This window comes from Prosthecobacter sp., assembly GCF_034366625.1.
Lineage (GTDB): Bacteria > Verrucomicrobiota > Verrucomicrobiia > Verrucomicrobiales > Verrucomicrobiaceae > Prosthecobacter.
In genome coordinates this window covers 128,637-141,432 of sequence record NZ_JAXMIH010000023.1, presented here as the reverse complement: position 1 = coordinate 141,432, position 12,796 = coordinate 128,637, and the positions used below count along the sequence as shown (strand labels likewise).

Genomic DNA, 12,796 nt, shown 5'->3' with positions numbered 1-12,796 from the left:
AAGGCGGAGCAAATCGTGCGCCGAAGGTATTTTCGTGGAATATCGCGCTTGCCAACAGGGCAACTCATGGGCTTTGCTCCTGTTTGTTTATTTTCAAGCGCTCAACCACGGATGGCGGAACGATACAAAATCTATGAGAAGCTCGGCGCAGGCGGCGTCGGGGCCGTGTTTCGTGCCTATGACAGCCAGCTCAAGCGCTGGGTGGCTGTGAAGCGGCTTCTGACCGCCAACGAGGCCGACGCGGATAAAAACATCGCCTCCGAACTGCGACGCGAGGCGGATGCGCTCGCCTCCCTGCGCAATCCAAACATTGTGACCATCTTCGACGTGGCGAGCGACGACGAGGGGCTGTTCATGGTGATGGAGCTTCTGCAAGGAGAGGATCTCGCAGATGTCGTCGCACGCGGTCCGCTGCCGTATGATGACTTCAAGGAGCTGGCCTCGCAATGCCTCGAAGGCCTCCTGGCCGCGCACCAGCACCACATCCTGCACCGCGACATCAAACCGGAGAACATCAAGGTGGAGCGTCTGCCTGGCGGTCGCATGCAGTCGAAGATCATCGATTTCGGCCTCGCACGTGCCGGCTTGCGCGCGCGCAAGCAAACGGAGGACCAGGAAGGCACCGTGATGGGATCCATTTATTACATGGCGCCCGAACAGCTCACGCGTGAGCCGGTGGACGAACGCACGGACCTTTACTCTTTGGGCTGCGTGTTTTACGAAGCGCTCTCCGGCAGGAAGGCGTTTGATGGCGAGTCAATGGCCCAGGTCATCGACAAGCATATCGATCATGAAGTCACCCCGCTGCACGTCATCGCCCCGCATGTGCCGCAGTGGCTCGGTGCCTGGTGCGCGCGCCTCATGGCCCAGAAGCCGGAGGACCGCCCTGCCAACGCACAGCAGGCCATCGAAGAGTTTCGCGCCTGGGAAAAGATGCCGACGATGGTGCCTTATGGTCCGTGGATGGGCATGTATGCACCCCCGCCGGTTTACATGCCGCCGGGAACCGGCACGGTGCCATTGACAGGCTATTATCCTCCCGCCGAAGCCCAGCCCGCCTATGCCGAACCAGTGATGGAGGCCGTGCCGGTGGAAATCATTCCGGAAGCAAGACCCTTTGTCGAAACCGCCGCCCTCACCACCCCGCTGGCACCGGCGCCGCGCAAACCCGGAACAGGCCGCACGACGACGCTGCAGCGCACTTCGTCCGGAGCGCAAACGCCTGCACAACCTGGCAAACCTAGCTCAAAGTTGATCAAAAAAATTGCCCTTATCGGAGGTGTTATCGTGGTTTTGATCATCGGCGGCTGTTTTTTCTTCGGCAAGTCTTCCAGCAACTCAAAAGGTCAGGGAGGATCCGTGCTTTCCTCGATCGGCATTTCCTCCAGTCCGCCCAAGGTCAGCTTTCAGCTTCCACAGGATCGCTCGTATCCACCGGTGGATCGTGGCATCTCACTCTTCTATGTCGGCAACACCGGCATCCTGACCAATCGCAAAGGCGGTGACGGAAAACCGGCCCCAGCCAACAACAACGAGCCGGTGATCGAGTGGCGGGACATCTCCGAACGAGGTGGTGACAACATTCTACGCAGCTTTCAGAACAGCCCTGATCACTCCCCGAAACGCATCAACTGGCCCGAAGTTCCCACTGGAGGAACCCCCAGGCCTGGCCGCGTTGTGCTCGACTTCCGCCCGCGCAATGGCAAGCCCTGCGCCCTGGAACTCGATGACCCTGGCAAGGAAAGCCCGAACATGCCTTTCGGCAGCAGCAACATCCCCGGCATCGACAAAGGGCTCACGATCATCATCGCCTTCCAGGCCGATGCTTCACATCTCCCGACACGAATCTTCACTCTCGGCAATGATGACGGCACCACGGTGTCTTTGAGTGTGGATGGCAGCAAGAACCTCGTTGCCGAGGCGCACCATAAGGGTGGCAGCCCCACACTGACATCCAAAGATGTGAACGGCACGATCGCCTGCCTTGCCTTTGTCTCTTGGAATGCCAGCACAGAGGCGTTTGAACTCCGTGTGAAAGATGCCGCAGGCAAGGCCTACGCCTCCTCCGGTGGCAAGTCCTCCGCGCCGGACAAGCCGCTGACCACTCTGCAGATCGGGCGCGTGAAGGACAGCACTGGCGCGAACGCCGCTGCAAAGGATCAGTTCAGCGGCTATTTGGCCGAGTTGTTTGTGTACTCGGTCATCTTGAAGACTGACCAGATTCAGCTCATCGACGGACGCGTGCGTGATTACTACTTCCTGCCTTCCGCACCAGCGCCCCTCAAGAGCAGACTGAAGACCAAGCTCACGTGGATCGAGCCGCGCAATGCATGGAAGCTCGGTGCCAGCCACAAAAAAGAAGACTGCGCAAAGACCGTCGATGGCAACACCGGCTCACGCTGGGCCAGCGGAGCAGCGATGAAGGGAGGCGAGTGGTTTACAGTCGAACTGCCAGCAGAAACAAACATTGCGGGACTCGCGCTCGACAGCCAGGCCAACAACCAGGATTTCCTGCGCAAATACAAGGTCGAATTGTCCGCCAACGGCGTACAGTGGGGCGCTCCTGCGGCGGAGGGAGACGGCGGTGCCGTGACCGAAATCATTTTCAAAGCGCCGCAAAAGGGCCGCTTCGTGCGCATCACGCAGCTTGGCTCTGCCACCAATTCCTGGGGCATCAACGAACTGGTGCTCCTCAAGCCGTAGCAACCATGGCGTTGCTTAGCCCGGCATATGCATTGCCGCGCACAAGGCTCCGCGTAAAACCAGCGCCAGTTCATCGGTTAATCCTGCAGGAGCAGCCACGGCGACATGCATCATGCCGTGTGCTGTTTCACACGGAATCACGGTAAGCACATTCCCGGATGCGAGCGGCTGACGAATGACCGGCGGTGTTTCACACGCGGAACTCGCACTCGCACGGATCGCAGCGCCCCACGCCATCATGGTGGAAAGCACCAGGCCGGCTTTCGCCTCGCCACCCCACAGTACCTCGCCGTCATCACTCATCACCAGCACATGGCCGCCGTCCTCATGCAACACCTGCCGCGCCCAGCCGGCAAACGCCGCCAGACGCTCATCACGCGAACCTTGCGGAATTTCAAAGGTCGGAGTGTGCGGCAGCGCCACCGAGGATTCTGTCGCTGCTTCCGTCCGAGCTTCTGCTTCGTCATCACAGCCTCTGGGGGTCTCTGCATCAGGAACTGACTCCACAACAGAAGCAGTCACAGGGGGCCCGATGACTGTCACATCTTCCGTCGTCGGCAACGTCTCGCTCACACGCGTCAGGATTCCCGCCTCCGTCGCACGCTGGCGGATGGCACGCAGTTTGTCACGAATCCGGCTCAGAGGCAGCGCGGCGGCAGGATTGTGCAACACATGGCCATGCTCAGCTTCTTCCTCCTCAGTATTCGCCAAAGTTTCCTCCTGAAGTTCCTCGTACCCGGCCTCGGCAGGGGCTGTTTCTGTCACTTCAGCAGCAGGGTACAGACCTGCGTCCGGTTCCATCCAGTCGATGGCAATCCCCCATGATTCAGCGGCATTTGGTGCCGTTTCAATCTCCATCACCTGCGGTGATTCGTCCACGCACGGCTCCTGCGGGGCGAGCTGGGCCACCAGCGCCTTGATCCGGTCGGCATCAATCCAGGAGACTTGCATGGCCTTGTTCCTTTTCACGTTCCTTCACCAACCCTGTGCGCTGCTCCAGTTCGGCGGCGATCTGGTCAAAAATCAGCGCTTCCGGCGGTGGATTGCGTTTCGTCAATGCCACCGGCACACCAAGAGCGCTCGCCTCGAGAAACGATGGCAGCCGCGGAATGCTCTGCTGGAACATCAGGTTCGCCGGCAACATCTCACGCAGCTCCCGCGCCACCTTCAGGCTCATCTCCTGCTCGCGCATCACCATCGTCAGCAAAATGCCCGCCACCCGCACGCCCGCCCCCTCCGCACGGAAACGCGCCAGCGTCTCCAGCAGATGCGGCACGCTGCGGATCGCCAGCGGTTCCGCCTGCTGCGGCAACACCACAAAATCACAGGCCTTCACCACCGCCTCCGTCGTGCTGTTCATCCCCGCGGCGGTGTCCATCAAAACGACATCAACACCGCGCAACTCCGCACCACGCAGCAGGTCCGCCAGCCGCGCCGGCACCTCATGCACCGACCAGCCCTGCCGTGCGCAGGTGTCATACTGCCCGGCGGGCACGATTTCCAGCTCCGGCAGCCGCGTCGGCACCACAATCTTGTTCAAATCCCCGCCACGGATGAGAAACTCATGAAATCCTTCCCGTGCCTTCGTGCTCTTCGCCAATGACAACCCCACGCCTCCCTGCGGATCGGTATCAATCAAGAGCACACGCCAGCCGCGCCGCGCCAAGGAATAGGCAAGGTTGATGCACAACGTGGTTTTCCCCACGCCGCCCTTCTGACTGGCCGTTGCAATCGCGATCACGCCGCGATGCTAGCAGCGGGATGAGTGTGTGCACTTTCAAAAGCCGCTTTTGCGCAAAAAAGCTGCGATCATAAGAATTTATTCTTGCCAGCTCTATCAGCCCATGATCAGATTATAGGAATAAGGGCATGAAACTAATTCTCATTTTTACCGGGCTGGCGGCCTTGCTTTTGACAAGCTCCTGCGAAAAACACAATACGCTGCTGAACGAGCGTGCGCGCATTGAGGCAGAAATCAAGCAGTGCCAGGAAACACTTCAGGCTCTTGATGCCAAATTCGAGACACTTGGTGCCAACGCCGTGTCTGCGGTCACCGTGTTCGAACGCCAACAGGCCGAATGGATGCAGAAGAATACCAGGCTTGAACAGGAACTGGCCTATATCAGCAATAAATGCTCTGATGGCGAGGAAGCACTGAAACAAGCGCGTCCCAGAGTGGACTCGTTCAAAAGTAAATTCGCCCGTTAACCCCCCAACTGCCACCACCACCATGTTCGAGGAATCCAAAGCCTGGGTCTTTATTTTCATCATCAGCATGCTCATCGGCCTCGGCTATACCGCCCACTACTTCACCTCGGTGGATTCGGCCAACTCAGCGCTGCTGGAGAGCAAATCCAAGCTGGCCGACATGAATGAAATTCTCGTACAGAGGAAAAGCAGTTGGGAGGATGTTGAGAAAATCAGTGTTAAAAACCGTGAGGCCATGGAAAAAAATACGGTCCTTCTCAAAGCCAAGGACATCCTCGACAAGCGTTATCGCACAATTGATGGGGATTTGAAGTACACCGTCGAATCCATGAAGACGGCCGTCGAAAAACTGCGTAACAGCGCCCCTGGCACTGAACTGGGGGACATCACCCTGGCTAACGGCAAGGTTTTACGCGCTGCCAAAATTCGCAAAGTGGAGGAATCTGGCATTTCATTGATCCACGCGGACGGCATCGGCATGGTCATGCAGGAACTGCTACCTGCGGACCTGAAGGAGAAATTCGACCTGGGGCCGGATGCGCTGGTTCCCATACTACAGGCAGCACAGACCGAGTTTCTCACCAAGCCAACCATCGCTGATGCCAAGGTGAAGCCAAGAGCTTCAGCGAGCATGTCCTCTGCCCGTGTGGTCGAAGAACCGGTAAAAACATCGGTGGACGATGCCAAGGTCAAGGCGATCAAGCTGAAAATGGCTGAACTGGATTCGCGCATGGAAACCTACAAGCGAACAGCGGAGCAATATCGCGAACAAGCGGCCAAACATGAGGGACTAGCCCAGGCTGCCAAGTCCAGGGGAGCGCCCAGCACCCGGCACACGACGGATGCCAGCACTATTCTTGCCCAGGCGAGCCAGATGGAGCGTCAGGCCGACACCATGCGTGAAGAACGCAAGAAGCTGGAAGTCGAGTTGGAGTACGCGAGCAAGCCCCAATAAAGCTCACTCCCCGCCCGCCACGACCGGGTTCAGCGGCGTGTAGTGCTCCATGTAGCCGATCATCATTTCGTCGAAGGTCTGCTGTCCCCAGCGCACGTTTTTCGTCGGATCGGGATTGGCGGGGTTGCCGGTGCTGTTGTCGAAGACGGCGGTGATTTTGATGGTGGTCCCGCGTGGGAGGAAGCGGGGCATGGCGTAGTCGTAGCGGAGTTGCCAGTTGAAGTCGTAGCGGGGAATATCGAGCAGAGTTTCGGTTTTGCCATCAGGTGAGATGGCCTCGAATTTGAAGGCTTTGCCGCGTACATGCATGTGGGCCATCCAAGCCATGGCGTTGATGTCGGCAGGCAGGCGACGCTGGGCGGTTTCGATGTGGTTGGCGACTCCGGCGGGGATGTTGATGCGAGCGTTCGGCAGCGCGGTGGTGTGGACGACGTATTTCGGCGGCTCCTTGGCGAAAAGCAGGCCCATGCGCATCGTATCCTGCACGACCTTGCCATTCGGCGTGTAGTGAATCTGAAAGCTCACGGTCGCTCCGGCGGGGAGTTTGCGGGCAAAGCCCTCGGGATAGATCTGCTTCGTGTTTCCCGGCACATAAGCCGCCCAGTAGCCTTCTGTTCCTTCATCGCCCCCTCCGCGAACTTTGCGGCCTTTTTCAAACACGGTCACGATGACGTGATGCACCACCTGCCGCTCCGTGGGCATGATCTCGTAGCCGCGTACCCAGCGGTCTTCGGGGAAGTCGGTGGTCACGGTGACGTGCTGGTAAGGTATGGTGCCCTCAGCTTTGATCGAAATCGCCCTTGATGAAGCGATGATGGCGTCCGGCTTGCCAATGCTCCACTCGCTGGGGAATTGGAGCGGCTTCGGTGCGTCGGCCACATCACCTTTCGGACGATCTGAGGCCAGCCATGCGAGCAAATCGGCACGATCACGCTCGGCAAGCGAGCGATCATTCGCCCAGGGCGAGTGCGTCTGGCCTTCCAAGGCAGCGGCGAACCACGGGGGCATCGCCCCACGCTCGACCTGCTTGCGGATCATGCCCGCGTGTTCGATCACCGCGTCATAAGTATCCAGCGAGAAGGGCGCCACGCCGCCGCTGTGATGGCACTCCACGCAGTTCGCCTGCATGATGCGGGCGATGTCGCGATGGTAAGTGACATTCGTGCTGGCGACGGCCGTTTGTGGGGGCAAATCCAGCGCACAGCCTGGAGCGCTCGTTGCCGCGATTTCCGCTGGCTCACCGCGCAGCATCGCGGCCACGGCATCACGCAGGTAATGACGCGCAGGCTGCTCCTTGGCATAGCCAAGGCCGTATTGGTCATTCAAAGCGCCGCGATAGACGAGCGTGCGCGTCGCATCGAGTAGGAAGACCTCCGTGGTCGTTGTTGCGGCCAGTGATTGGGCAAGTTTGCCATCGGCATCGAGCGCCACGGTGGATTTCAAACCGTGATCGGTGATGAATTTCGTGATCTCATCGCCCTTCTGGCCGGGGGGCGCGTTCACGAGGAGAAGTTTCACTTCTTGAGCCGCCAAATCCTGTTCCAGGCGCACCGTCTCCGGCGCGAGCTTGCCGCTGATGGGGCAGCTCGCGCTGAAAAGCGCGATCACGAGGCCGTTTTTGCCTGCGGCGGCGCTGAGTTTGAGATCTTTGCCGTCCAGCGTCTTGAGCGCGAGGTCATCGACCATGCGTCCGACACCGTGCTCGCTGCCTTTGAGCAGTTGCGGCGCTTCTTTGAACGACGGGTCTTCACTCGCTGGCTTGATCGGGCTGCTGGTGATCGGACTGTCGGCTGCACCACGTTTGCGCAGATTAGCGAGTGCCTTCGTGGCTTCATCGAGTGTCACATTGCCGTCTTTGTCCGTGTCGAGTCCAGTGAACCAGCGTTTGTTGTTCAGTTCGTCCTCCGTGAGTCTGCCATCCGCGTTTTTATCCAGGCGCTTGAACAGACTGCCCGTTTCCGCGCCTTCACCGCTGAGATTTTTGGCTTTTCGCACCGCTTGCAGCGCTTCATCACGCAGGAGCTTGCCATCCTTGTTCAAATCGAGCTGGGGAAGGTAGCTAGCACCGTTCATCTCGCCGCCGCTGATGACGCCGTCGCTGTTTTTGTCGAAGGCCTTGAATTTCTCATCGAATTCCGTGAGCTGCGCCTGCGCACGCAGGCCGATGACGGAAACAGCCAGAGCAGCGCTGCCGAGGAGAATGAAGATAGCTTTTTTCATGGGCGGGTGATTGGAACACGATCTGTGACGGGAAGTTTCCTGCTGTATGACAGGATCATCCAGTCAAATTCACACCTGCGCGATTGACGCAGCCTCGTCAGTCCGTTTGAATCGGCCTGATGAACAACCACATCCTCTCTCTCCTGTCCGTCATGGCCCTCGTCGGCAGCGCCGCTGCCGAAGTCGCTTATGAATTCACCCCGAACTTCATCCAGCCACCGCCCGGCAAGGAAACCATCGGCAATGGCCATGGCGAAATCGCCGTGGATTCCGCCGGGAATATCTATGTGAGCGTCCAAGAAGCGAACGCCGGCATCCAGGTCTATGGCAAGGACGGCAAATTCATCAAAGCGCTAGCGCTGCCGCCGTCGCTGCACGGTTTTGTCATCCGCAAAGATGAGGGTGGCGAGTTCATCTTCGCCGCTGTCCTGGGCGAGGCCAAGGTCATCAAATGTGACCTCGAAGGCAAGGTGCTCATGACGATTCCCACGAGCGAATTCCCCGCCGACAAGATCGGCAAGGGCCTCAAGCTCACGAACTGCGACGTGGCACCAAACGGAGACATCTATGTCGTCGATGGCTATGGACAGAGTCACATCTTCGTTTTCGGCCGCGATGGCAAATTCAAGAGCGTGTTCGGCGGTCCCGGCGAACCGCTCAAGCTCGCCAACGCCCACAAGGTCTTCATCGACCGCCGCTTTGAGCCTGCCCGAGTCATGATTTGCGACCGCGGCCACAAGCGCATGCTGCATACCCAGCTTGACGGCACCTTCATCGGCGAAATCGCCACCGAGATGCGCAATCCAAGCTCCGCCAGCTTCCATGGCGATTTGATGTGCGTGGCCGAGATCGCTGGCAACGTCAGCGTGTGGGACAAGGACAACAAACGCGTCGCCGACCTCGGCACCAGCCCCAAGCCGACGAACACGCCGAAAATCGAGCCGAAAGACTGGCAGCAGGGCGTTGTCACCAGCCCGCATGGCATCACCTTCGACAACGACGGCAACATCCTCGAAACCGAGTGGAACCAGTGGGGCCGGGTGCTGCGCTGGAACGTGAAGAAGTAATGCGTGTTGCGCGAACCATCCTCATTCTCGCCGCAGGGGGAGCCGTTCTGGCCCCCCTGTGTGTTTTGGGGCATGGAGCGGAGTTTTTGAGTGCCAAACTCACGCTGCTGCCGGATGCGGAGGTGCTGCTCGAAATCACCGCCGACTACGCCGGCAATCCGCTCATCGCGGATGAAGCCGCCGCGCAGGAGGCGTTGATCGACCCCGTGCGCTTGAGCCGCAACGAAATGCTCGTGCCATTGGCGGAACTCTCAGCCGTTAGCATCACCCAGCATGACAACTGGGCGGAATTTGCGCCTGCGTCGTATTTGCCTTCAGACACGGAGTCTCAGCCCCACACGTTGATCACCGCCGCATGGCGATGGCGCAGTGAAGAGCCGGAAATCGTCTTTGAGATGCCGAAAGGCAAACTTCATGACGTGCTGCTTTGGACACGCGATCAAACAAACCCCGATGCTCCGCCGAAATGGATGCTGCTGCTCGCGGGCGATAAATCAAAGGCCATCGCCGTCCACTGGCCGCCGTGGTGGCAGCGCTGGCAGGCGGTGATGGCCTCGTCGGTTTTTGTTCTCGCGCTCGGTTACTTCGTCTCGCGGAACTTCACACTGCGCCAGCGCACGCTGTAAGGGCCTGTGCCCTTCTTGATGCCATGGACCTGGAAGCCGATGTGGCCTTCGGGATCGCCCGGCTGGCTGAAGTCGGCGGTTTTCACGCCATTCACGAAGCTCTGGTAATGGTCACCCTTGACCACGATACGGTAGTGGTTCCACTCGCCTTTTTTGAAGGCGGCCTTCGCTTCTTCGGTGCGTACGGCCTCGGTTTCCGTGAGCAGGCTCCACCAAGTGCCGCGACGGGCCTCGTCGTAAAAATTGCCGGCGGTGCCGTTGATCGCGATCTCGCACTGCGGGCCATAGAGCCGCCCGGCGGGCAGCGGTTTGCCACCTTTGCTGCCTTCGGGTGCCGGATCGCCTTCTTTGGCGATGTGGCTGCGCACCTGCACGCCGGAATTCAGTTCGTCATCCACATTCACCTCGAACTCGAGTTCGAAGTCCTTGAACGGTCCGATGGCGAGGAAGGTGTTCGAGCTGCCATCGACCGTGGTGCCGATAAGCACGCCGTTTTCCACCTTGTAGGTGGCCTGGCCGCTGATGATCTGGCCGCCTTGCAGCGAACCGTCGGCAAACCAGTATTGCCAGTCCGCGCCTTCGTCCTTGGCGTGAAGATTGAGGAAAGCGGCGGCCAACAAGGCTGCAGCGGAGAGGGTGGTGATAAAACGAGTTTTCATAAAACAGGGCGACTTTGAACGGGCCTCAGCGCTGATTTCCATCGAGAACTGCCAGTTGTTTAATAAAACTTAAATAAATCAGGGGTTTTAATGGGGTAAAAACCTCAAATAAATCGAAACCAACCTTGACCATCGGGTCAGGTTGGAATTAAAATGGGGTTATTACCCGGTTATAATTGGATGGCCCGCCCCTCAAACACCTTCGACTCCTTGTCACTGACGATCGCGATCACACCGCAGATCAAGCAGTACCTCGAAGACATGACCTTGAAGGGCACGTTCGGCAGCAGCCCCGCCGAGGCGGCGCGGATGCTCTTGAGCAATGGGATCGATGGCATGTTGAACACGGGTGCTTTGGACAGACGCAAATGGACTCTGAAGGACGGACAGCTCGTTCTTCTGACGCAGGATCAACCTTCCCTCTCATCATGACTCTGCAACTCGATCTTCAAGCCGACTCCACCGTCTTCTCCACTCTCGTCGAGGTCGAAATGACCGACGCTGACCGCAGCCTCAAGGGCAACTGGAAGTCCGAGACGCGCCTTTCCATGCTCTCTCACGAGATCACCCGTTACATGCCGGAACTCGCCGCCATGCTCGCCCAAGGCGGCAAGCGGAAGATGCTCGCGGCTTGAAATGCCGCGCGCCCTGCGCCAACAAAGCGCATGACCCTCATTTCTGGAGCCGCCGTTGCTGAAAAAGTCCTCGAAGAATGCCGCCGCGACATTGCCGCGCTCGCCGAGCAGGGACGCAAACCCGGCCTCGCAGTCGTCTTGATCGGTGATGATCCTGCCTCCCGCGCCTACATCCGTTCCAAGGACAAAAAATGCCGCGACCTCGGGCTGCACTCGGTCAAACTCGAACTCCCGGCCACGACCACGCAGGACGAACTGCTCGCGCATGTGCATGCGCTGAATAACGATCCCGCCATCCACGGCATCCTCGTCCAAAGCCCGCCGCCGAAGCACATCGACGAGGCTGCGATCGTGCGGGCGATCGATCCGGCCAAGGACGTCGATGGTTTTCATCCCGTGAACGTCGCCAAGCTAGCGCTCGAAGACCCCACGGGCTTTGTGCCCTGCACCCCGCTAGGTTGCCAGCGCCTTTTGATCGATGCGGGCATCGAAACGAGCGGCGCGCATGCCGTCGTCGTCGGTCGCAGCATGATCGTCGGCAAGCCTATGGCGCTGCTGCTCATGGCGAAGGGCAAAGGCGGCGACGCCACTGTGACCGTCACCCATTCCCGCACCCGCGATCTCGCGGCGATCACCCGCACTGCCGACATCATCATCGCCGCCATCGGCCGCCCGCATTTCATCAAGGCCGAGCACGTCAAGGAGGGGGCCGTCGTCATCGACGTCGGTATCAACCGTGTGGACGATCCAGCGAGCGAGAAAGGCTACAAGCTCGTCGGCGATGTGGCTTTCGCCGAAGTCGCGCCGAAATGCCGTGCGATCACGCCCGTTCCCGGCGGCGTAGGCCCGATGACGATTGCGATGCTAATGGCGAACACGATCAAGGCGTGCAAGCAGGCGATTTGATCTGTCATCAAATCAGCCTGTGAGGTTTCGCTTCCAAAACGTCAGGCAAGTGTGGCACGCTGTGCCTGCCTGCAATGACCTTGGAATCCCCCACCCTTCTCCACCCTGCTGCCTTTCACACCACGCGGTGGACGCGTGTCTGCCAGGCTCAGGCAGATTCCGAGGATGGCCGGCGTGCGCTGGCGGATCTTTGTGATGCCTACTATGAGCCGGTGCTGGCCTTCCTGCGGTGTGAACTGCGGGACACGGACTCGGCACGGGAGATGAGCCACTCATTTTTTGCCGAAATGCTCGCCGGCGGGGCCATTCACACGGCAGATCGCGGACGCGGACGGTTTCGTTCGTATTTGCTCGGTGCGGTGAAGCATTTCCTCTCACGCCACCGCGAATCAGCACGGCGCATGAAACGTGGTGGAGGCGTGGAAGCGCTGCAACTGGACGATGCGGAGGCATGCGAAGTGGCCGATGCGCAAAACACACCGGCTGCCGAGTTTGACCGCCAATGGGCTGTGACGGTGCTGGCGTCTGGTCTGGAGGCCTTGCGCAGAGAATTGCAGGCCGACGGCCGGGAGGCATTTTTCGAACAGGTGAAGCCATTGCTGACCGGTGATGCTGCCTATGGCGACCAAGGGGCGCTGGCGGCGGCGGGTGGCATGAATCTCGATGCGTTTCGCATGGCAGTGCATCGTTTGAAGCAGCGCCTGCGGCAGTGTGTGAAGGCTGAAGTCGCCGGCACGCTGGACGATCCTGCGATGGTGCAGGAGGAGATGCAGGCCTTGTTCGCGGCGCTCGGCGGTTGAAAAAAGTACGTTATGTT

13 protein-coding genes are annotated in these 12,796 nt (G+C 59.4%); 9 read left to right on the top strand and 4 right to left on the bottom strand.

Going from position 1 to position 12,796, the window contains the following annotated elements; translation table 11 throughout:
• Nucleotides 1-111: 111 nt before the first annotated feature.
• Nucleotides 112-2,703: a protein kinase gene (locus tag U1A53_RS21250; protein ID WP_322283865.1), complete on the top strand. Its 2,592-nt coding sequence runs from the start codon at nt 112-114 to the stop codon at nt 2,701-2,703.
• A 15-nt stretch (nt 2,704-2,718) separates the two neighbouring features.
• On the opposite strand, the gene U1A53_RS21245 is transcribed toward U1A53_RS21250, so the two are convergent.
• Together U1A53_RS21245 and U1A53_RS21240 are read right to left on the bottom strand one after the other, a co-directional pair.
• The gene (locus U1A53_RS21245) at nt 2,719-3,654 is read right to left on the bottom strand and encodes a hypothetical protein (RefSeq protein WP_322283864.1); all 936 of its coding nucleotides are present in this window, start codon (nt 3,652-3,654) and stop codon (nt 2,719-2,721) included.
• The gene (locus tag U1A53_RS21240; RefSeq protein WP_322283863.1) at nt 3,635-4,444 is read right to left on the bottom strand and encodes a ParA family protein; all 810 of its coding nucleotides are present in this window, start codon (nt 4,442-4,444) and stop codon (nt 3,635-3,637) included. Before U1A53_RS21240 ends, U1A53_RS21245 begins: the two co-directional genes overlap by 20 nt.
• 128 nt (nt 4,445-4,572) lie before the next feature.
• Between U1A53_RS21240 and U1A53_RS21235 the strand changes: the two genes are divergently transcribed.
• The gene (locus U1A53_RS21235) at nt 4,573-4,911 is read left to right on the top strand and encodes a hypothetical protein (RefSeq protein ID WP_322283862.1); all 339 of its coding nucleotides are present in this window, start codon (nt 4,573-4,575) and stop codon (nt 4,909-4,911) included.
• A gap of 22 nt (nt 4,912-4,933) precedes the next feature.
• The gene (locus U1A53_RS21230) at nt 4,934-5,866 is read left to right on the top strand and encodes a hypothetical protein (protein WP_322283861.1); all 933 of its coding nucleotides are present in this window, start codon (nt 4,934-4,936) and stop codon (nt 5,864-5,866) included.
• A gap of 3 nt (nt 5,867-5,869) precedes the next feature.
• Here the strand turns inward: U1A53_RS21230 and U1A53_RS21225 are convergent, their stop codons facing one another.
• Nucleotides 5,870-8,086, bottom strand: a complete 2,217-nt coding sequence (locus U1A53_RS21225; RefSeq protein WP_322283860.1) for a redoxin family protein — start codon at nt 8,084-8,086, stop codon at nt 5,870-5,872.
• 119 nt (nt 8,087-8,205) lie between these two features.
• Here U1A53_RS21225 and U1A53_RS21220 point away from each other — a divergent pair, with 119 nt between their 5' ends.
• Together U1A53_RS21220 and U1A53_RS21215 are read left to right on the top strand one after the other, a co-directional pair.
• Entirely contained in the window at nt 8,206-9,153 is a 948-nt protein-coding gene (locus tag U1A53_RS21220; protein WP_322283859.1) for a hypothetical protein, read from the top strand.
• Nucleotides 9,153-9,779, top strand: coding sequence for a hypothetical protein (locus U1A53_RS21215; RefSeq protein WP_322283858.1), 627 nt, complete (start codon nt 9,153-9,155; stop codon nt 9,777-9,779). The genes U1A53_RS21220 and U1A53_RS21215 overlap by 1 nt, the downstream gene beginning before the upstream one ends.
• On the opposite strand, the gene U1A53_RS21210 is transcribed toward U1A53_RS21215, so the two are convergent.
• Nucleotides 9,734-10,438 carry a DUF1080 domain-containing protein gene (locus U1A53_RS21210; RefSeq protein ID WP_322283857.1) on the bottom strand — a complete coding sequence of 235 codons (705 nt, stop codon included), beginning with the start codon at nt 10,436-10,438 and terminating at the stop codon, nt 9,734-9,736. The genes U1A53_RS21215 and U1A53_RS21210 overlap by 46 nt on opposite strands.
• Nucleotides 10,439-10,618: 180 nt before the next feature.
• Here U1A53_RS21210 and U1A53_RS21205 point away from each other — a divergent pair, with 180 nt between their 5' ends.
• The 4 genes from U1A53_RS21205 (at nt 10,619) to U1A53_RS21190 (ending at nt 12,779) form a co-directional block, all read left to right on the top strand.
• A complete protein-coding gene (locus tag U1A53_RS21205) occupies nt 10,619-10,870 on the top strand; it encodes a hypothetical protein (RefSeq protein WP_322283856.1) in 252 nt (83 codons plus the stop codon).
• The gene (locus U1A53_RS21200; RefSeq protein ID WP_322283855.1) at nt 10,867-11,073 is read left to right on the top strand and encodes a hypothetical protein; all 207 of its coding nucleotides are present in this window, start codon (nt 10,867-10,869) and stop codon (nt 11,071-11,073) included. Before U1A53_RS21205 ends, U1A53_RS21200 begins: the two co-directional genes overlap by 4 nt.
• Before the next feature lie 30 nt (nt 11,074-11,103).
• Nucleotides 11,104-11,979, top strand: a complete 876-nt coding sequence (gene folD, locus U1A53_RS21195) for a bifunctional methylenetetrahydrofolate dehydrogenase/methenyltetrahydrofolate cyclohydrolase FolD (protein WP_322283854.1) — start codon at nt 11,104-11,106, stop codon at nt 11,977-11,979.
• 80 nt (nt 11,980-12,059) lie between these two features.
• Nucleotides 12,060-12,779 carry a sigma-70 family RNA polymerase sigma factor gene (locus U1A53_RS21190; protein WP_322283853.1) on the top strand — a complete coding sequence of 240 codons (720 nt, stop codon included), beginning with the start codon at nt 12,060-12,062 and terminating at the stop codon, nt 12,777-12,779.
• Nucleotides 12,780-12,796 lie beyond the last annotated feature (17 nt).

Coding starts and splice junctions, on each gene's coding strand:
- U1A53_RS21250 (WP_322283865.1), top strand. CDS start 112: ATGGCGGAACGATACAAAATCTATGAGAAGCTCGGCGCAGGCGGCGTC.
- U1A53_RS21245 (WP_322283864.1), bottom strand. CDS start 3,654: ATGCAAGTCTCCTGGATTGATGCCGACCGGATCAAGGCGCTGGTGGCC.
- U1A53_RS21235 (WP_322283862.1), top strand. CDS start 4,573: ATGAAACTAATTCTCATTTTTACCGGGCTGGCGGCCTTGCTTTTGACA.
- U1A53_RS21230 (WP_322283861.1), top strand. CDS start 4,934: ATGTTCGAGGAATCCAAAGCCTGGGTCTTTATTTTCATCATCAGCATG.
- U1A53_RS21225 (WP_322283860.1), bottom strand. CDS start 8,086: ATGAAAAAAGCTATCTTCATTCTCCTCGGCAGCGCTGCTCTGGCTGTT.
- U1A53_RS21220 (WP_322283859.1), top strand. CDS start 8,206: ATGAACAACCACATCCTCTCTCTCCTGTCCGTCATGGCCCTCGTCGGC.
- U1A53_RS21215 (WP_322283858.1), top strand. CDS start 9,153: ATGCGTGTTGCGCGAACCATCCTCATTCTCGCCGCAGGGGGAGCCGTT.
- U1A53_RS21210 (WP_322283857.1), bottom strand. CDS start 10,438: ATGAAAACTCGTTTTATCACCACCCTCTCCGCTGCAGCCTTGTTGGCC.
- U1A53_RS21205 (WP_322283856.1), top strand. CDS start 10,619: ATGGCCCGCCCCTCAAACACCTTCGACTCCTTGTCACTGACGATCGCG.
- U1A53_RS21200 (WP_322283855.1), top strand. CDS start 10,867: ATGACTCTGCAACTCGATCTTCAAGCCGACTCCACCGTCTTCTCCACT.
- folD (WP_322283854.1), top strand. CDS start 11,104: ATGACCCTCATTTCTGGAGCCGCCGTTGCTGAAAAAGTCCTCGAAGAA.